The organism is Dechloromonas sp. ZY10 (genome assembly GCF_041378895.1).
Classification (GTDB): domain Bacteria; phylum Pseudomonadota; class Gammaproteobacteria; order Burkholderiales; family Rhodocyclaceae; genus Azonexus; species Azonexus aquae.
The window spans coordinates 1,112,170-1,130,010 of record NZ_CP144212.1 but is presented as its reverse complement, the minus strand read 5'-3'; the positions used below and the strand labels follow the sequence as shown (position 1 = coordinate 1,130,010).

Below are 17,841 nucleotides of genomic sequence, written 5' to 3'. Positions count from 1 at the left end.
TTGCCACGGTCGACCGTAGCAAGCGGCAAAAAACCGAAGGCGGATCACAATTCAAGCCGGAAGGTTACCGATCCGCAATTCCGGCGGCAGCGCGGGGCTGGCCGAAACCAGGAAACGGCGCAGCTTTTCCAGTCCCTGATGGGCGGATGGCGTCAGCGGAAAATCCGCCGCGCAGGCCTGCTGCCAAGATGCGTGCAAGCCCCGGCAACAATTGATGAAACGCCGCGGCTGATGCTTGAGCGCGGCCACGGCTTCCAGTAGCACCTGCACCTGCTCTGGACTATCCAGCAGACGCCGCGACTCCCAGTCCATGGCCTGAGCAACGCCATAGCACACGTATTTGAGGCGGACGAAGTCGAGTTGCCGGCCGAGGATGCGGAAAGCCAGCACCCCGCGCACGATCTGCTGTTCGCGAGCCATCGCCTGGCGCCCGCCAAACCGGGCCTGCACCGCCGCCAGCGAGCGCCGCATCGCCTCCGGGTCGCCCCAATGCAATTGCCGGGGCTTGCCGCGCAGCGCCTGCTGCAACTCGGCGGCGAGCCGGTCCAGCGGCGTTTCCTCTGCCTCAGAGGTCGAGCGGGCAGCGTCCATCGCCGTCTCCGGTAGGCGGACGCGGGCCGACAGGCGCCTCGTCGAGGTCGCGGAATTCGAGCCGCATCTCGATCCGCCGGCTTTCCTCGGCGCTCTCGCGCAGCGCGTTGAAGGACGCACCGCCGACCAGGAAGAGTTCGCGTACCAGTTGCCGGTCGGCCTCGCTGAGCGGCAGTGGCTGCGGCGGTAGGGCCTGCAGCACGCAGAGCACCCGCTCCGAGCGCTGCAGCGACAAATTGAGGTTATGCAGGTAGCTGCCGCGCGCATCGGCATAACCGTCGACCACCACCCGCTTAAGCCATTTATCGCCCAGCGGATCGCGCGCCAGCGCCAGGATGTGCGGCGTGAAGCCCCGCAGCAAGCGAGCCTGCGCATCGCTCAGGCGATGACTGTTGGTTTCGAAACGGGCACGGTCACCGAAATCGACCACCCGGCCATGCACGCGAACACCGGGAAATTCGCGGGTCGCATTATGCAAACGCTGCATCAGCTCGGCGATCTCCGCCTCGCGCTCGGCCTTCTTTTCCTCGGCTTCGGAAATTTCACGGGTGATCGCCATCAGCGCCACGCTCATCGCAACCAGAAAAAGCACCATCAGCGCCGTCATCAGGTCGGAAAAGGAAATCCAGAACGGCCTTTCAGCTTCGTCGCGCTTTTTCTTCGCGACCGGCGCACGGCTACCCAGGCTCACCAGGTCACCGCCGCGCCGTCAGGGTTTCCAGGGTGTCACCGAGTTCTTCGATGGCCCCCTTGAGGTAATCAACGGCGGTCGCCACTTCCTTGTGGAACTGCGAGTTACCCTGCCGCAAAGTGCGCTCAAGATTGTCGGCAAAGCTGCTGTGCGCCTCACCGAGCACGCGGCTGACCCCGTCGAGATAGTCGCGCGCCTGCAGTTCGGCCCGCCCCAGCGCGGAGGCAGCCCCTTCGATACGGCCGATCAACTGGTCGGTGAGCGCTGCCTCGCGCCGCGATTGTTCGAGCAGGGTGCGCATTTCGCTGAGCATCGCGGCAAAGGCGTCGCGGGTCTGCGCCTGTTCGCGCATCACCGTACTCGCCTCCATCGCCGCAGCGGTCAGCGACGCGGCTGCGCCGACCAGTTGGCCGCTGGCCTGGGCGAAGCTGTCGGCAGCGCGACCGACGCCTTGGCCGGCTGTCTGCAACTGGCCGGCAGCCGACTGGACCATGCCCTGGCCGGTGCTTTCCATCCGCGCCGTCACCCGGCCGAGTTCCTGCACCACTTTGCCCAAGGCTTCGACCGTGCGCGTCAAGGTTGCTTCCAGATTGCTCTGGCTGCCGCCGAGCGAGGCCTCCATGCGCGCCGTAAACCGCTCCAGCAGGGGCCCCAGCGCCTTGGCCGCAGCGTCGCCCTGGCTGCCGCCAGCGCGTTCGACGGCTTCGGCAATGCGCTGCATCGGCTCGCGCAGGGCGCGGTCAACCGCGACCGCCACCGCCTTGCCGACCGCCTCGGCGATCATCGCCTGCTGGCCGGCGGCCTGATCCTCCTTCTGCTGCCCAAGTGCCACGCGCAATTGCCCGACCTGCTGCGCCGAAACTTCGCTGGCCCGCACCAGGCGTGCCAGATATTCCTCCTCGACCCCGCCTTCGAACAGGCTATCGATCAACTCGTTGAGCCGCGCCACCTTGCGGTAGGCCAAGGTCACCAGCGATTTCTCGATCCAGGTCGCGAACATCGCCAGGGCAATCGCCAGCGCCGAGACCTGGAAGGCATGGCCAACCCCCTGGATCAGCGCGCGCAAGGACAGGCGCACGGTGGCTGCGTCGCTGCTGACCTCGAACTGGGTCAGGCCGGCGATCAGGCCGGCAAAGGTGCCGATGATGCCGATCCCGGTGAGAATCCCCGGCAAATGTTTGTAGAACTCGGTTTTCAGCGGCGTATCGACCAGCGCGGCTTCGCTGAAAATGCTTTCGGCCATCGCCGTCGCCCGCCAGCGCTGGCCTTGCGCGGAATCGCCGGTAGCGTGCAGGGTTTGCGCATACTCACGCCACAAATGGGCCAGGCGCGGCGCAGCCATCGCCTCCTCGGCGATCTGGGCCGGAGTCGGCCGGGCAGCGCCGCCCGACTGCATTTTTTCCAGGCGCTGAACCGCCGCGCCAAGCACCCGGTTGAGGCGGATTGCCGGCAGCACGAAGCGCAGCAAAAAACCCAGCGCAATTGCTGCCAGCAACGTAAAGATGATCGTCGCCGCCGCCGCCGCCGAAATCAGGCCCATTGATCTTCCCCGGATCAGCCGCGCCGACGGCGGGCTTCAAACAAACAAACGCCGGCAGCGACCGAGACGTTGAGACTCTCGACCGAGCCGTGCATCGGGATATGCACCAGTTGATCGCAATTTTCGCGGGTCAGCCGGCGCATTCCCTCGCCTTCGGCACCGAGTACCCAGGCCGTAGCTTGTGGCCACTCGGCCTGATAGAGCCCGGTTTCTGCCTCGCCGGCAGTGCCGACCACCCAGATTTCGCGCTCCTGCAACTCGCGCAGGGTCCGCGCCAGGTTGGTCACAGTCACGTAAGGCACCGTCTCGGCAGCACCGCAGGCGGTCTTGACTGCAACATCGGTCAAGCCCGCCGAGCGATCCTTGGGTGCGATCACCGCATGCACGCCCGCCGCATCGGCAACGCGCAGGCAGGCCCCGAGATTGCGCGGGTCGGTCACACCGTCGAGGATCAGCAGGAACGCCGGCTCTTCCAGCGTGTCGAGCACGTCGTCGAGATGCGCCAGCTTGCGCCCGCCCTCAAGCCGCGCCACCACCCCCTGGTGCCGGGCGCCGGGCGCCATCCCGTCAAGCCGCTTGCCATCGGTGGCGATCAGGCGCACATCCTGCAGTTCGGCGTGCTTGATCAGATCGCGCGCGCGCGCATCCTGGCGACTCGCATCGATCATGATTTCCTTGACCGATTCCGGGTCGTGGCGAAGCTTGGCGGTCACGGCATGAAAACCGTAAATCAGACGGGAGGACATGACAGCATTCCGAAATAGACAAAGCGGGATTGTACCGGCAACCGGGACCGGGCCGCATGGCCAGGACTGGAATTCGGCAAATCGGCGAAAGGGTTTTTGCGCTTTGCCACGGTCGACCGTAAAAAAGCAAAAAATTTGTTAAAAAAGAACGCCAACCTCAAATCCGGGTCAAATCGGTCGTAAACTGGATTACACATTCAACGCATCGGAATCCGGCCGACGGGTGGGCAGCATGCTGAAACTGAATCAACGCAACTGGGGTGTCGACCAATGGGCGGCCTATCTGAGCACCGCCGAACTCCCCTGTATGCCACGGTCAAAAGCCCGCCTGCTCGAACTGGAAGAGCAACATCAGGAGCAACTGTCGGCTTGCCACCTGGCCCACCTCGCCGGCACCGACCCCTTCCTCTGCCTGCGCTTGCTGCGCGAGGCCGAAAAGCGCCGGGTCAAACGGCTTGAGCATGAAACCACAACGCCGCTCGCCGCCATCATGCAACTGGGCGTTGCCAATGTGCACCGCCTGATTCTGAATAGCCCGGAAACCGACGAAAACAACCCAGGGCTTGCTGCTTGCGAAGCCCGCTCGGTAACCGCCAGCCGGATGGCATATAAATGGGGAAGCGCCCGCGCCGACATTTCCCCGGAAGAAATCGCGATGGCCGCATTGCTTTCAGAAATCGGCGAACTGCTGCTCTGGAGCTTTGTCCCTGAACTACCGCTAGCCGCGCAAGCCCGCCTGGCTCGCGGCGAGTCGCTACGCTCGGTCCAGGCCCAGGTCGACAGTTGCGGCTTCCGCTTCCGCGACTTAACCCTCAAATGCGCCGGAATCTGGAACCTGCCACCACTGCTAACCCACCTGATTCGCGGCGTCGACCATATCCGGGCCAACCTATCCCGACTCTGCGTCGACACCGCCCGCCACCTGCATAGTGGCGGCTTTGCCAACCGCGCCCTGGTCGGCGATCTGGCCGAAGCCGGCAAGTTGATCCCAAATGCCGGCCTGGGCTGGCTGGCACTACAATTGCCCGACATCACCCCGGAACTCGCCAGCCAACTGGCCGCTGCGGCGGAATCTCTGCAACAGCTGGAACCTCCGCAGAGTTGAGCCGCAACCGGCACAGCACGCTATTTCCTGCTGCGCCCCTTGTTGGCCGCCGCCTTTTTGCGCTTTGCGGCCTTGGGTTTACCTGCCTTGGACTTGAGTGGCTTGGTCTTGGCCTTGTCGGCCCTTACCGCCACCTTTTTCTTAACAGCCGGCGCTGGGCGGTCCCCCTCTTCCCTTGCCTGGGCTGCTGCGGCAGCCCCGCCAACCGGTCGAGCAGGCCGTGAACGCACGGCAGGGCCGGACGTCGAAACAGCGGACCGATTTCCGCGCGCCCCCTTGCCACTATCGGCGAGCACGAAGTCGATCTTGTTGTTTTCCAGATCGACGCGCACCAAACGCACCTTGACCCGATCACCCAAACGGAAACGCTGACCGGTACGTTCGCCCAACATCTGGTGCTTGACGTTATCAAACTGGAAGTAATCGCTCCCCAGTTCGGAAACGTGCACCAAACCTTCGATATAAACCGCGTCGAGTGCGACAAAAATCCCGAAAGAAGTTACCGCCGAGATACTGCCATCAAACTCCTCGCCAATCCGTTCCTTCATGAAGAAGCACTTGAGCCAGTTTTCAACATCGCGGGTCGCTTCATCGGCACGCCTTTCGGTCGCCGAGCACTGCAAGCCGATATCGTCCCAACTACCTTCCGGATGATATTTCTCGCCTGCTAGAACCGCCTTGATCGCACGATGCACCAGCAGATCGGGATAACGCCGAATCGGCGAAGTGAAATGCGTGTAATGCTCGTATGCCAGACCGAAATGACCGACGTTGTCCGGGCTGTAGATGGCCTGCTGCAAGGAACGCAACATCACTGTCTGCAGCAGCGCAAAGTCGGGACGCGGCTTGATCTGCTCAAGCAGGGCGGCATAGTCCTTGGCCGTCGGATCGTCGCCGCCCGGCAACTGCAAGCCGAACTCGCCAAGGAAGGAGCGCAGATTCTTCAGCTTTTCCTCCGAGGGAGCGGCGTGAATGCGATACAGACAGGCCTGCTTGTGGGTCGCCAGAAAATCGGACGCACAGACATTGGCCGCAAGCATGCACTCCTCGATGATGCGATGGGCATCGTTGCGCACCACCGGGACAATGTTCTCGATTTTGCCCTGCTCGTTGAACAGCATCCGGGTTTCCGTGGTTTCGAAATCAATCGCCCCACGCTTGCCCCGGGCCTTGTGCAAGACCTGATACAGCTTATAGAGGTTTTGCAACTGCGGCAGCAGCGCGACGTACCCCGCCGCCTCCGGCTGCGCCTCACCCGAGAGCCAGGACCAGACCTGGGTATAGGTCAGGCGAGCGTGCGAACGAAACACGGCCGGATAAAACCGATATTTGCCGATTTTTCCGGTACTGCTGATCTCGGCGTCGCAAACCATCGCCAGGCGTTCGACATCCGGATTCAAGGAACAAATCCCGTTGGAGAGCTTTTCAGGCAGCATCGGAATCACCCGCCGCGGGAAATACACTGAATTTCCCCGCTCGCGGGCTTCGCGGTCAAGCGCCATACCCGGTCGGACATAGTGCGAAACATCAGCAATAGCCACCACTAACCGCCATCCACGGCCCCGCTTTTCGCAATAGACCGCATCGTCGAAATCGCGAGCGGTTTCTCCGTCAATGGTGACCAGCGGCAGATCACGTAAATCCTCTCGCCCCTTGAGGTCGCTCTTGCGCACTTTGCTCGGAGTCTTGCTGTTCTCCACCTCGGCCATCGGTGAGAAAACGAAGGGCAAATCGTGCTTGCGCAAAGCGATCTCGATCTCCATCCCGGGATCAGCATAGTTGCCAATGATTTCGCTGATCCGCCCAATTGGCTGTGAAAACTTGTTCGGCTGCTCGATGATCTCGACCATCACGACCTGGCCTGACTGCGGCTTGAGCTTGCTCTTGGCCACAGGCGGAATCAGGATGTCCTGTGCGATCCGGCGATTCTCGGGGATGACGAAGGTCACGCCATGATCGACGAAAACTCGACCAACCACTCGCTGATTCGCCCGCTCAGTCACTTCGACGATACTTCCCTCGCTGCGCCCCTTACGGTCAACGCCGGTAATCCGCACCAACGCCCGATCTCCGTGCAAGGCCCGAGCCATCTGACGCTGATCGAGAAAGATATCCTCACCGCCCTGATCTGGCTGCAAGAAACCGTACCCGTCCTGGTGCCCCTGGATTCGACCGGCGATCAGGCTCGCCTTCTCCGGCACCAGATAGGCTCCCTTGCGATTTCTCAGCAGCTGCCCCTCCCTCTCCATCGCACCCAGTCGGCGCTGGAACATATCCCGCTCTCCGCTGCTCACATCGAGCAAGAGAACGATTTCCTCGGCCTCCAGAGGCCTGGCTTCCTGTTCCAGAATTTGAAGAATGTATTCCCGCGAAGGCAGCGGAAACTCATAGCGTGCCAGTTCACGATCCAGGAAAGGATCGGCCCGGCGAACTTTACTTAACTTTTTTCTTGACATCACTTTATTCTAGCCTATAATGGCGGCTCTTCGCACCTGAGCCCAGGTGGCGGAATTGGTAGACGCACTAGTTTCAGGTACTAGCGCTTAACGGCGTGGAGGTTCGAGTCCTCTCCTGGGCACCAGGCAAACGACAAGTTGCCGCGAAGAAATGCAGATTGTCTCACATCAGCCAAGCTGAAAACGATTATCTGCAGTAACAAAAAGCTTGCAACATGGTTTTAAACCATTATAATGCTGGCTTCTGTACCTGCCCAGATGGCGGAATTGGTAGACGCACTAGTTTCAGGTACTAGCGCTTAACGGCGTGGAGGTTCGAGTCCTCTTCTGGGCACCAAAATTTCAAAAAAGGCTCCTTTGGGAGCCTTTTTTAATTTCCCAAATTTATTCTTTCCGCCCAGGACATCAACTGTCCCGACCATGAATTTTCCCCTACATGGTTTCGGGCAAGCCTCAAACTAGCCATGCGCAAGAAGCACTTGCGCCACGCAAAAAATCCCTGCCTTGGAACGCGATCTTGCCAGCCCGCAAACGCAAAAGGTTACAGCCCCATAATTTCCGCTGCCGCCATTGCGCCAGATAAAAACCACGCGGGTTTTGAATTAGACATTCGCACAAAAGAAGCGAATTCGACCGACGTGAAAGAGGATCCGCGACAATCGGGTCACTCACGTGGTGCCAGCAAAAAACCAACTGCCCCCCCTCATTAAGCAGACTGCCAAGAAACCTCGACAATTTCCTGGTGCAACCAAGCCTGAACCATAGAAAAACGCCCCGACCAGCGGGGCGTTCATGCGGTTCAACTGACTAGACTTAGAGCGAGCGAAGCAGAGCGTATGCGCAAAGCGACATCAACATCTGGGGCGCCAGGCCAAACGCAGCCACGGCAATGCCATTGAGCGATACCAGCAGCTTGATGGAACCGCAGGCCTGCAGCGGCGTCTCGTCAACCGGTGCATCAAAATACATGATCTTGACTACGCGCAGGTAGTAGAACGCACCGATCAGCGAGAAGAGGACGGCAACAATCGCGAGCCACATGTAACCCGCAGCAACCACCGCCTGCAGCACTGAAAACTTGGCAAAGAACCCGACAAAGAAGGGCACGCCGGCCATCGAGAACATCAGCATCAACATGACCGCTGCAAACCACGGACTGCGCTTGTTCAAACCCTTGTAGTCCTCAAGCTCTTCGGCCTCGAAACCGGCACGCGACATCAGCAGGATGATGCCAAAGGTACCGAGGCTGGTCAGAACATATGCCACGATGTAGAACATCGCCGAACTGTAGGCGTTAAGGGCGTAGCGAGCATCGCCGCCAACAACGCCGGTGACGATCCCGAGCAGCATGAAACCCATGTGGGAAATTGCCGAGTAAGCCAGCATGCGCTTCAGATTGGTCTGAGCAATCGCAGCCAAGTTACCAATCGCCATCGACAGAACCGAAAGGATGATCAACATCTGTTGCCAGTCTTGAGACAGGGTAATCAGGCCGTTGACCAGCAAGCGCATGGTGATGGCAAAAGCAGCGAGTTTGGGCGCAGAACCGATCAGCAAGGTAACCGAGGTCGGAGCACCGTGATAAACGTCGGGAATCCACATGTGGAAGGGAACCACACCCAACTTGAAGGCAAGGCCAGCCACCAGGAAGACAAGACCAAACACCAGGACGCTCTTGTTGGCAGCACCGCCGTACAACTGCTCGGCAATTGCCGTGATTTCCAGCGTGCCAGTGGCGCCGTAAATCATCGACATACCGTACAGCAACAAGCCGGAGGCCAAGGCGCCAAGGACAAAATACTTCATTGCCGCCTCGGTAGAGACTACCGAATCTCGGTTCATCGCAACCATCGCATAAAGCGACAGGGACAGCAGTTCGAGACCAATGTAAATGGTCAGGAAGTGATTAGCAGAGATCATCACCATCATGCCCAAGGTCGCAAACAAGGCCAGTACATAGTACTCACCCTTGTTCATCGCCTCACGTTCGGCAATGTAGGCCCGGGAATAGAACAACACCACAATGACGGTCATGTACAGGAAAATCTTCAACAAATCCGCCATCAAGTCATCGACGAACATGTTGCTGAAGGTATAGGTGATTTCCCCGGTACTGGTCGCGAACTGAATCACGGCACAACCGATCAGCGCGGCCTGACTGAGGAAGAAAGTCAGGGTCCGACGGGAATCCTTGACGAAAACATCAACCAGCAGGATGGCGAGCGCCATGAAGGCCAGAAAAAGCTCTGGCGCAGCAGGCACGAGGTCAGGAACAACGAAATTCTCGAACATGTCGGCTACCGTTTATTGAATCTTGCTGATGGCGACGTGGCGCAACAGGTCGTTGACCGAGGAGTGCATCACTTCGGTAAAGGGCTGCGGATAAACACCCATCCACAACGTACAGATGGCCAGAACGGCGAGGATCACAAATTCTCGGCCATTAACATCGGTCAGTTCCCGCACATGGTCGTTGCCGATATCGCCAAAAATCACTCGCTTGTACATCCACAGAGTATAGGCAGCACCGAGGATCATCGAGGTTGCAGCCAGTAGCGCCACCCAGAAGTTGAATTTCACCGCACCGAGAATGACCATGAATTCGCCAACGAAACCGGAAGTTGCCGGAAGGCCGGCATTCGCCATCGAGAACAGCATGAACAGAGCAGCAAATTTCGGCATGGTGTTCACCACACCGCCGTAATCGGCGATCTGGCGGCTATGCACACGGTCATACATGACGCCGATACAGAAGAACATGGCCCCGGACACGAAACCGTGCGAAATCATCTGAACCAGTGCGCCCTCGATACCCATCGGGCTAAACAGGAAAAAGCCCAAGGTGACGAAGCCCATGTGTGCAATCGACGAGTAAGCCACCAGCTTTTTCATATCCGATTGGATCAGGGCGACAAAGCCGATGTAAACCACAGCAATCAGCGACAGGGTAATCACAAGTCCAGCCAATTCGTGCGATGCGTCAGGCGCAATCGGCAGCGAGAACCGCAGGAAACCGTAAGCCCCGAGTTTCAGGCCAATCGCCGCCAGCACGATGGAACCACCGGTAGGTGCTTCAACGTGGGCGTCCGGCAACCAGGTATGGACCGGGAACATCGGGACCTTGACCGCGAAAGCGATCAGGAATGCGAGGAACAGCCAAATCTGCGGACCCAAGCCAATCGGCAGTTTGTGCCACTCAAGAATCGAAAAGCTGCCGCCAGACTGGATAAACAGATACATCAGGGCGAGTAGGAAAAGCAGCGAACCGAACAGCGTATAAAGGAAAAACTTGAACGCTGCGTAGACCCGGTTCGGGCCACCCCAGACGCCGATGATCAAATACAGCGGAATCAGCGATGCCTCAAAGAAAACATAGAAAAGAACGCCATCCATCGCCGTGAAAATACCGTTCATCAAACCGGACATGATCAGGAAGGCGGCGAAATACTGGGCCACACGCTCCTGAATCACTTCCCAGCCGGCAGCGACGACGATCACGGTAATGAAGCTATTGAGCACCACAAACAGCATCGAGATGCCATCGGTGCCGAGGTGATAATTGATGTTGAAGCGCGGGATCCAGGTCTGCAGTTCAACGAACTGCATGCCTCCGTTATTGGGATCGAAACCGGTCCACAACGGAATCGTGATCAGGAATCCGGCGATAGCACCAATCAGGGCCAGCATCCGCGCCAGCGGAGCATTCCTGTCATTGCCGGTAGCCAAAACGGACACACCGGCAATAATCGGAACCCAGATTGCGAGGGATAGCAGCGGGTAAGTCGACATTTTATTCCTTGCTTTTCTGCGAACTATTCACGCTAGGCGCGGTTGATCCACAAGGTCATCAGCACGAATACGCCGATGATCATCGTGAATGCGTAATGATAGACATAGCCGGTCTGGAAGAAGCGAACCACTGCCGCAATCCAGCCAACCAGCTTGGCCGAGCCATTAACGATGATGCCGTCGATGATAGCAACATCACCGCCACGCCACAGCGCCTTGCCCAGCAGCCGGGAGCCACCGGCAAAAATGACCTCGTTGATCTTGTCGAAGTAGTACTTGTTTTCGAACAGGGTATTAATCACCGAGAAACGCCGCTGAATCGCAGCCGGGATATCCGGACGCTTCATGTAGAAGAACCACGACAAAACCACACCCGAGAGGGCGAGGACGAACGGCAGCGTGGTAAGCGCATGAACCCCCATCGCAGCAGCACCGTGGAAATGTTCTGCCAGATGGGCCATCGCCGGGTGCGCTGCATGGTCGATATGGATAACGCCCTTGAAATAGTCACCAAAAACCATCGGTTCGATCGCGACATAGCCAACCAGCATGGAAGGGATGGCAAGAAGAACCAGTGGCAGGGTAACCACCCACGGAGTCTCGTGCGGTTTTTGGCCGGGTGCCAACCCATGGTGGTGGTCGTGAGTCGCCTCCTCGTCGTCATGGTCGCCATGATGATCATGGTGATCAGCCTTGCCAAAGCGCTCCTCTCCGTGGAACACCAGGAAATACATCCGGAAGGAATAGAACGCAGTGACGAAAACACCAGCCATCACTGCAAAGTACGCAAAACCGGAGCCCGGAATATGCGACAGAGCAACAGCCTCGATAATCGAGTCCTTGGAATAGAAGCCGGAAAGGAAAGGAGTTCCAATCAGAGCAAGAGAACCGATCAGCGACGTGATCCAGGTAATCGGCATGTATTTGCGCAGACCACCCATATTGCGAATATCCTGATCATGATGCATGCCAATGATCACCGAACCTGCAGCGAGGAACAGCAGCGCCTTGAAGAATGCATGGGTCATCAGGTGGAAAATCGCTACCGAGTAAGCAGAAGCGCCCAGTGCTACCGTCATGTAACCGAGCTGAGACAACGTCGAATAAGCCACCACCCGCTTGATATCGTTCTGGATGATCCCGAGAAAACCCATGAACAACGCGGTAATGGCACCGATCACGATCACGAAGGACAGCGCAGTGGTAGACAGCTCAAACAGTGGCGACATCCGAGAGACCATGAAGATCCCAGCGGTAACCATGGTTGCCGCGTGAATCAGCGCAGAGATTGGGGTCGGACCTTCCATCGAGTCGGGCAGCCACACATGCAACGGCACTTGCGCCGACTTACCCATCGCACCGATAAACAGGCAGATACAGGTAATGGTCATCAAGGACACGGTAGCCCACTCGCGATCAGCAAACAGATTGATCGTCGTGTTGGCGAGTTCCGGCGCCTTGTTGAAGACAGTCACATAATCGAGCGAACCGAAGTGGGTCAGCACCAGACCGATACCGAGGATAAAGCCGAAGTCGCCGACCCGATTAACCAGGAATGCCTTCATGTTGGCGAAAATCGCAGTCGGACGGGTGTACCAGAAACCGATCAACAGGTAAGAGACGAGACCAACAGCTTCCCAGCCAAAGAAAAGCTGCATGAAGTTGTTGCTCATCACCAGCATCAGCATGGAGAAGGTGAACAACGAGATGTAGCTGAAGAAGCGGTTGTAACCCGGATCCTCTTCCATGTAACCCATGGTGTAGATATGCACCATCAGTGACACGAAAGTCACGACGATCATCATCGTCGTGGTCAGGGTATCGATCATGAAACCGACTTCGAATTTATAATCGCCACTGGTCAGCCAAGTGTAAACCGTGCCATTAAAGGTATTGCCGGCCATTACATCCTTGAAAATGATCAAGGACGCTATGAATGCGACGGCAACTCCGGCAATGGTTGCGGTGTGAGCAACCCAACGGGGAATCACACGACAAAAGAGACCAGCCACCATGGCCCCGACCAACGGTGCCAGCGGAACAAGCAGATATAGTTTTTGCATTTCCATGGTTACCCCTTCAAGCCGCCCAGGTCATCCACATGGATGCTCTTGAGGTTACGGAACAGCACAATCAGGATGGCCAGACCGATCGCTGATTCAGCTGCAGCAACGGTAAGGATGAAGAACACGAAAACCTGGCCAGACAAATCTTGCAGATAGTGCGAAAAGGCCACGAAATTCATGTTGACCGCGAGCAACATCAATTCAATCGCCATCAGCAGAACCAGCAGGTTTTTCCGGTTAAGGAAAATGCCGACCACGCTGATAGCAAAGAGAATTGCCCCCAGTACCAGAAAATGCGAAAGAGTCAGTGTAAGCATTGGCGCCCCGTCGTTCAGTCTTTTTCAACCGGCATCTGCAGGACACGCACGCGATCCTTCGCCTTGACGAAGACCTGCTGATTCGGATTAGTATTTTTGGAAGGCTTAGGACCACGGTAAGTCAGCACAATCGCGGCGATCATGCCGACCAACAAAACGATGGAAGCCAGTTCGAACGGATAGACATAGTCCGAGAACATCAACTCACCGATAGCTTTGGTATTCGATACGCCGGCAGGTATAACCGCCTCTGATGCTGGCACCTGAAAATACTTGCTACCCAGCACCAAACCCATCTCCATCACCATCAGCAAACCGAGCATTGCACCCAGCGGCAAATAATTCCAGAACCCCTGACGAATCCTGTCGATGTTGATATCAAGCATCATCACCACAAACAGGAACAGCACCATCACCGCGCCAACATAGACCAAGATGATCGCAATCGCGAGAAACTCTGCCTGCAACAAGGCCCAGATACCGCCGCAAGTAAAAAATGCAAGGATCAGATACAAAGCTGCATGCACCGGATTACGCGCAGTAATAACCCTCAGGCCAGCAATGATCAGAATCGCCGACAATACAAAAAACACAAAAGTCTGAAAATCCATAGCGGGCACCTGTCAGCGATAAGGGGCATCAAGTTGCCGGTCTTCGGCGATTTGCGCTTCGTAGCGATCACCGTTGGCCAGCAACATCTGCTTGGTGTAGTGCAAATCACCGCGCTTTTCGCCGTGATACTCGAATACCCGCGTCTCGACGATGGCATCAACCGGACAGGCCTCTTCGCAGAAGCCACAGAAAATGCACTTGGTCAGATCAATATCGTACCGGGTGGTGCGCCGAGAACCGTCATCGCGCGGCTCCGCCTCGATGGTGATAGCCATCGCCGGACAAATTGCCTCGCACAGTTTGCAGGCAATGCAGCGCTCCTCGCCATTGGGGTAGCGGCGCAAGGCGTGCAATCCACGAAAACGGAAACTCTGCGGCGTTTTTTCCTCAGGATACTGAACAGTAATCTTGCGAGCGAAAAAATAGCGCCCGGTAACCGACATACCCTTCAACAATTCCTTGAGGAAGAGGCTGTTGAAGATTTCCTTCATCGAACCCATTAGTCTCTCCTCACTTCCAGATATTCAGCGGTGACATCATCCAGATGCCAACAACGGGGAGCCAGATCAGACAGATCGGCAGGAACACCTTCCAGCCCAGACGCATCAACTGATCATAGCGATAGCGGGGGAAAGTGGCGCGGAACCAGAGGAACAGGAAGAGGATGAAGGCCATTTTTGCAAACAGCCAAAGAATCCCATCCGGCAGGAAACCAACCGGCGACAGCCAACCACCAAGAAACATGATTGAGGTCAGCGCCGAAATCAGAATCATGTTGGCGTATTCAGCCAGGAAAAAGACGGCGAAGGCCATACCGGAGTATTCGACATGGAAACCGGCAACGATCTCGGACTCACCTTCCGCCAGATCGAAAGGCGCCCGGTTGGTTTCTGCGACACCGGAAATCAGATAGACAAGAAACATCGGCAACAGAGGCAACCAGTTCCAAGAGAGGAAATTAAGTCCCATCCCTGCCAGCATGCCTTGATCCTGTGCCTTGACGATATCGACAAGATTCAGACTGTTCGAAACCATCAACACACAGATGAGCGAGAAACCCATAGAGATTTCGTAGGAAACCATCTGCGCCGCCGAGCGCATCGCACCAAGAAAGGCATACTTCGAGTTAGATGCCCAACCAGACAGGATGATCCCATAAACCCCCATCGACGTAATCGCCATGATATACAGCAGGCTTGCATCGATATTGGCGAGTACAAGGGTTTCATTAAAGGGAACCACTGCCCAAGCAGCGAGCGCAGGCGCGATTGCCAACATCGGAGCGATGATGAAAATTGCTTTATTGGCACCGCTGGGAACGATGATTTCCTTGAGCAACAGCTTCAGGCCGTCGGCAATCGGCTGAATCAGCCCCCACGGGCCAACCCGATTGGGACCGATACGAACCTGCATGTAGCCAATCACCTTGCGCTCAGCCCAAGTAAGATAAGCAACACTCAGCATCAAGGGCGCAACGATCAGGACAATCTTGAGCAAGGCCCAGACTGCCGGCCAGGCTCCCCCGAAAATACCCTGGCCGAAATTCATAACCGCATCCATTTATGCACGCTCCATGAAAATGTCGCCGAACATGGCGCCCAAGGTGGCCGTAGAAGCGTGGGCGGCAGCAACGCGTACACAGCGATCAGGAACACCTGGATCGAGCTTGGCTGCCATCAGAACTGCTGCCTCTCCCTGTTTGATTCGCACCATGTCGCCACAGTTGACACCTGCGCTGGCCAGAGTTGCAGCGTTTGCCCTAGCAATCGGCACCGCACTGTCAGCAGTTTGTTGCAAAGCCGGGGCACGCCGGGCGATTGCATCAGCAAAGTGAATAGGCACATCAGCGATCCGCTGGAGCGGACCATTCACCGGACGCTCAGCAGGCAAAGTCACCGTAACCCCAGTCAGTCCATTGCTCAAACCGGCAATAAACTCAGCGCCAGCACCAAGGATCTCGTCGCGAACTTCCTCGCTGGTGTTGTACCCAAAACCGTCAAGATTCAGGACGTTCCCAAGTACCCGGAGAATTTTCCAGCCAGGACGAGCATCGCCACGACTACGAACCACGCCATTGAAGCTTTGCACGCGCCCTTCAATATTGACGAAGGTGCCGGCCGTTTCGGTAAATGGCGCAAGCGGCAAAACGACATCAGCATACTTAAGAGCGAGATCATTTTTAAAGCTGGAAACCGCGACGACCAGTGCAGCCCGCTCCAGCGCCGCGAGCGCAAGCTGCGGATCAGCATGATCGTATTCGGGCTCAACGCCAAACAATACGTAGGCTTTCCGCGGCTGACTGAACATGGTCACCGCATTGGCGCCGTTAGAGGCAGCACCAGCAGCATAGCCGCCAACTACGTTAGCAGCCGAACCAAGGAAGCCGACGCTGGCCTTGGTGATTTCAGCAAGCTGATTGGCAAGAGCCTGGATTTGGGTGGCATCACGCGATTGCTCGACGACATTGCCGAGGAAAATAGCACGCTTCTCACCATCGACAAGACTCGCGGCAATGCTCCTTGCGATCTCGTCAACCCGGACCGCGGCCAAATCGGCAGGAACCGGCAAGCCTTTAAGTTCTGCGGCAGCCTTTACCACGGCGGCCAATGCCAGTGCCAACTCAGAAGGTGCGACCAGCTTGCAGGCGTGAAGGTTGATCAGCTGATCATCAGCAGCAACAGTCAGCAAGCTCACCTTGGTAAACTTCTTCGCTGCTTGACGCAAGCGTTGGGCAATCAGGGGGTGATCCTTTCGAAGGAAAGAGCCAACCACCAAGGCACCATCAAGATCCTTGATCTCGTTCAGGCGCAAACCCAACCAAGGCGTACCAGCGCGCTTGCCATCAGCGGAGAAATCGCTCTGACGGGGACGAAAATCAGTATTTGAGCTGCCCAGTCCAGCCATCAGCTTGCGCAGCAAATACAGTTCTTCAGTCGTAGAACTAGGCGATGCCAAGGCAGCCAGCGCATCGCCACCATGTTCGCGGGAAACGTCCTTGAGGCCATGCGCGACATAATCCAGCGCAACATTCCACTCAACTTCACGCCACTCACCGCCTTGCTTGACCATGGGCTTGAGCAAGCGCTGGTCGGAGTTCAATGCCTGATAGGCAAAGCGCTCCTTGTCGGAAATCCAGCATTCATTAACGTCTTCGTTTTCACGCGGCAAAACACGCATCACATCATCGTGCTTGACTTGAATAACCAGATTGGCACCCACCGAATCGTGCGGACTAACCGACTTACGGCGCTGCAATTCCCAAGAGCGGGCAGTGTAGCGGAAGGGTTTGGAGGTCAGAGCACCTACCGGGCACAAATCGATCATATTGCCGGAGAGTTCCGAGTCCACCGTGCGCCCGACGAAAGTAGTGATCTCCGAATGCATGTTGCGATTGGCCATGCCGAGTTCCATTACGCCGGCAATTTCCTGACCGAAGCGCACGCAACGGGTGCAATGGATACAACGACTCATCTCCTCCATGGAGATCAGCGGCCCAACATTCTTGTGAAAAACGACCCGCTTTTCTTCGGTGTAACGGCTTTGCATCGGACCGTAACCGACCGACATATCCTGGAGTTGACATTCACCGCCTTGGTCGCAAATAGGGCAATCAAGCGGGTGATTAATCAGCAAAAACTCCATGACACCCTTTTGGGCTTTCACAGCGAGTTCGGAGTGGGTGAACACCTTCATGCCATTGGTTACCGGAGTAGCACAGGCAGGAAGAGGCTTAGGAGCCTTTTCCACCTGCACCAGACACATCCGGCAATTTGCGGCAATCGAAAGTTTTTTGTGGTAGCAGAAATGCGGAATGTATACCCCAACCTGCTGTGCAGCATCCATTACCGTGCTGCCATCAGGCACTTGCGCCTTTTTGCCGTCGATTTCGATTTCTAGCATGTCGCTACCTTGTAGCCAGTTTGTTATC

General features: G+C 57.0%; 14 protein-coding genes and 2 tRNA genes. 3 read left to right on the top strand and 13 right to left on the bottom strand.

Annotated features, from left to right (window positions below; genetic code table 11):
* Positions 1-51: 51 nt before the first annotated feature.
* Genes VX159_RS05130 through rlmB form a run of 4 tightly spaced genes read right to left on the bottom strand, consistent with a single transcriptional unit; the run spans position 52 to position 3,568 of the window.
* On the bottom strand, positions 52-591 hold the full coding sequence (locus tag VX159_RS05130) for a hypothetical protein (protein ID WP_371324909.1): 540 nt from the start codon (positions 589-591) through the stop codon (positions 52-54).
* Entirely contained in the window at positions 566-1,282 is a 717-nt protein-coding gene (locus VX159_RS05125) for a flagellar motor protein MotB (protein ID WP_371324908.1), read from the bottom strand. Before VX159_RS05125 ends, VX159_RS05130 begins: the two co-directional genes overlap by 26 nt.
* A gap of 4 nt (positions 1,283-1,286) precedes the next feature.
* Positions 1,287-2,822, bottom strand: coding sequence for a hypothetical protein (locus VX159_RS05120; RefSeq protein ID WP_371324907.1), 1,536 nt, complete (start codon positions 2,820-2,822; stop codon positions 1,287-1,289).
* Positions 2,823-2,836: 14 nt separating this feature from the next.
* Positions 2,837-3,568 carry a 23S rRNA (guanosine(2251)-2'-O)-methyltransferase RlmB gene (rlmB, locus tag VX159_RS05115; protein ID WP_371324906.1) on the bottom strand — a complete coding sequence of 244 codons (732 nt, stop codon included), beginning with the start codon at positions 3,566-3,568 and terminating at the stop codon, positions 2,837-2,839.
* 232 nt (positions 3,569-3,800) lie between these two features.
* Here rlmB and VX159_RS05110 point away from each other — a divergent pair, with 232 nt between their 5' ends.
* Positions 3,801-4,673 carry an HDOD domain-containing protein gene (locus VX159_RS05110; RefSeq protein WP_371324905.1) on the top strand — a complete coding sequence of 291 codons (873 nt, stop codon included), beginning with the start codon at positions 3,801-3,803 and terminating at the stop codon, positions 4,671-4,673.
* 20 nt (positions 4,674-4,693) lie between these two features.
* On the opposite strand, the gene rnr is transcribed toward VX159_RS05110, so the two are convergent.
* A complete protein-coding gene (rnr, locus tag VX159_RS05105) occupies positions 4,694-7,129 on the bottom strand; it encodes a ribonuclease R (protein WP_371324904.1) in 2,436 nt (811 codons plus the stop codon).
* 40 nt (positions 7,130-7,169) lie between these two features.
* Here rnr and VX159_RS05100 point away from each other — a divergent pair.
* Both VX159_RS05100 and VX159_RS05095 read left to right on the top strand, forming a co-directional pair.
* Positions 7,170-7,254: transfer RNA gene (locus VX159_RS05100), tRNA-Leu, on the top strand.
* A gap of 127 nt (positions 7,255-7,381) precedes the next feature.
* Positions 7,382-7,466 (top strand) — tRNA-Leu (locus VX159_RS05095).
* 476 nt (positions 7,467-7,942) lie between these two features.
* Here the strand turns inward: VX159_RS05095 and nuoN are convergent.
* The 8 genes from nuoN to nuoG are packed head-to-tail and all read right to left on the bottom strand — an operon-like array spanning position 7,943 to position 17,813.
* Positions 7,943-9,421, bottom strand: coding sequence for an NADH-quinone oxidoreductase subunit NuoN (nuoN, locus tag VX159_RS05090; RefSeq protein ID WP_371324903.1), 1,479 nt, complete (start codon positions 9,419-9,421; stop codon positions 7,943-7,945).
* A gap of 12 nt (positions 9,422-9,433) precedes the next feature.
* Positions 9,434-10,918, bottom strand: a complete 1,485-nt coding sequence (locus VX159_RS05085; RefSeq protein WP_371324902.1) for an NADH-quinone oxidoreductase subunit M — start codon at positions 10,916-10,918, stop codon at positions 9,434-9,436.
* 32 nt (positions 10,919-10,950) lie between these two features.
* Complete coding sequence (gene nuoL / locus VX159_RS05080; RefSeq protein WP_371324901.1) at positions 10,951-12,987, bottom strand: NADH-quinone oxidoreductase subunit L; 2,037 nt, start codon at positions 12,985-12,987, stop codon at positions 10,951-10,953.
* Between the two features lie 2 nt (positions 12,988-12,989).
* The gene (gene nuoK / locus VX159_RS05075; RefSeq protein ID WP_371324900.1) at positions 12,990-13,301 is read right to left on the bottom strand and encodes an NADH-quinone oxidoreductase subunit NuoK; all 312 of its coding nucleotides are present in this window, start codon (positions 13,299-13,301) and stop codon (positions 12,990-12,992) included.
* Between the two features lie 14 nt (positions 13,302-13,315).
* Entirely contained in the window at positions 13,316-13,912 is a 597-nt protein-coding gene (locus VX159_RS05070) for an NADH-quinone oxidoreductase subunit J (protein WP_371324899.1), read from the bottom strand.
* A gap of 12 nt (positions 13,913-13,924) precedes the next feature.
* On the bottom strand, positions 13,925-14,413 hold the full coding sequence (gene nuoI, locus VX159_RS05065; RefSeq protein ID WP_371324898.1) for an NADH-quinone oxidoreductase subunit NuoI: 489 nt from the start codon (positions 14,411-14,413) through the stop codon (positions 13,925-13,927).
* A gap of 10 nt (positions 14,414-14,423) precedes the next feature.
* Complete coding sequence (gene nuoH, locus VX159_RS05060; protein WP_371324897.1) at positions 14,424-15,473, bottom strand: NADH-quinone oxidoreductase subunit NuoH; 1,050 nt, start codon at positions 15,471-15,473, stop codon at positions 14,424-14,426.
* A complete protein-coding gene (gene nuoG, locus VX159_RS05055) occupies positions 15,474-17,813 on the bottom strand; it encodes an NADH-quinone oxidoreductase subunit NuoG (protein ID WP_371324896.1) in 2,340 nt (779 codons plus the stop codon).
* Between the last annotated feature and the right edge of the window lie 28 nt (positions 17,814-17,841).

What these genes read in the sequence shown, in the direction of transcription:
- VX159_RS05130 (WP_371324909.1), bottom strand. Translation starts at nt 591, where the DNA reads ATGGACGCTGCCCGCTCGACCTCTGAGGCAGAGGAAACGCCGCTGGAC.
- VX159_RS05120 (WP_371324907.1), bottom strand. Translation starts at nt 2,822, where the DNA reads ATGGGCCTGATTTCGGCGGCGGCGGCGGCGACGATCATCTTTACGTTG.
- rlmB (WP_371324906.1), bottom strand. Translation starts at nt 3,568, where the DNA reads ATGTCCTCCCGTCTGATTTACGGTTTTCATGCCGTGACCGCCAAGCTT.
- VX159_RS05110 (WP_371324905.1), top strand. Translation starts at nt 3,801, where the DNA reads ATGCTGAAACTGAATCAACGCAACTGGGGTGTCGACCAATGGGCGGCC.
- rnr (WP_371324904.1), bottom strand. Translation starts at nt 7,129, where the DNA reads ATGTCAAGAAAAAAGTTAAGTAAAGTTCGCCGGGCCGATCCTTTCCTG.
- nuoN (WP_371324903.1), bottom strand. Translation starts at nt 9,421, where the DNA reads ATGTTCGAGAATTTCGTTGTTCCTGACCTCGTGCCTGCTGCGCCAGAG.
- VX159_RS05085 (WP_371324902.1), bottom strand. Translation starts at nt 10,918, where the DNA reads ATGTCGACTTACCCGCTGCTATCCCTCGCAATCTGGGTTCCGATTATT.
- nuoL (WP_371324901.1), bottom strand. Translation starts at nt 12,987, where the DNA reads ATGGAAATGCAAAAACTATATCTGCTTGTTCCGCTGGCACCGTTGGTC.
- nuoK (WP_371324900.1), bottom strand. Translation starts at nt 13,301, where the DNA reads ATGCTTACACTGACTCTTTCGCATTTTCTGGTACTGGGGGCAATTCTC.
- VX159_RS05070 (WP_371324899.1), bottom strand. Translation starts at nt 13,912, where the DNA reads ATGGATTTTCAGACTTTTGTGTTTTTTGTATTGTCGGCGATTCTGATC.
- nuoI (WP_371324898.1), bottom strand. Translation starts at nt 14,413, where the DNA reads ATGGGTTCGATGAAGGAAATCTTCAACAGCCTCTTCCTCAAGGAATTG.
- nuoH (WP_371324897.1), bottom strand. Translation starts at nt 15,473, where the DNA reads ATGGATGCGGTTATGAATTTCGGCCAGGGTATTTTCGGGGGAGCCTGG.
- nuoG (WP_371324896.1), bottom strand. Translation starts at nt 17,813, where the DNA reads ATGCTAGAAATCGAAATCGACGGCAAAAAGGCGCAAGTGCCTGATGGC.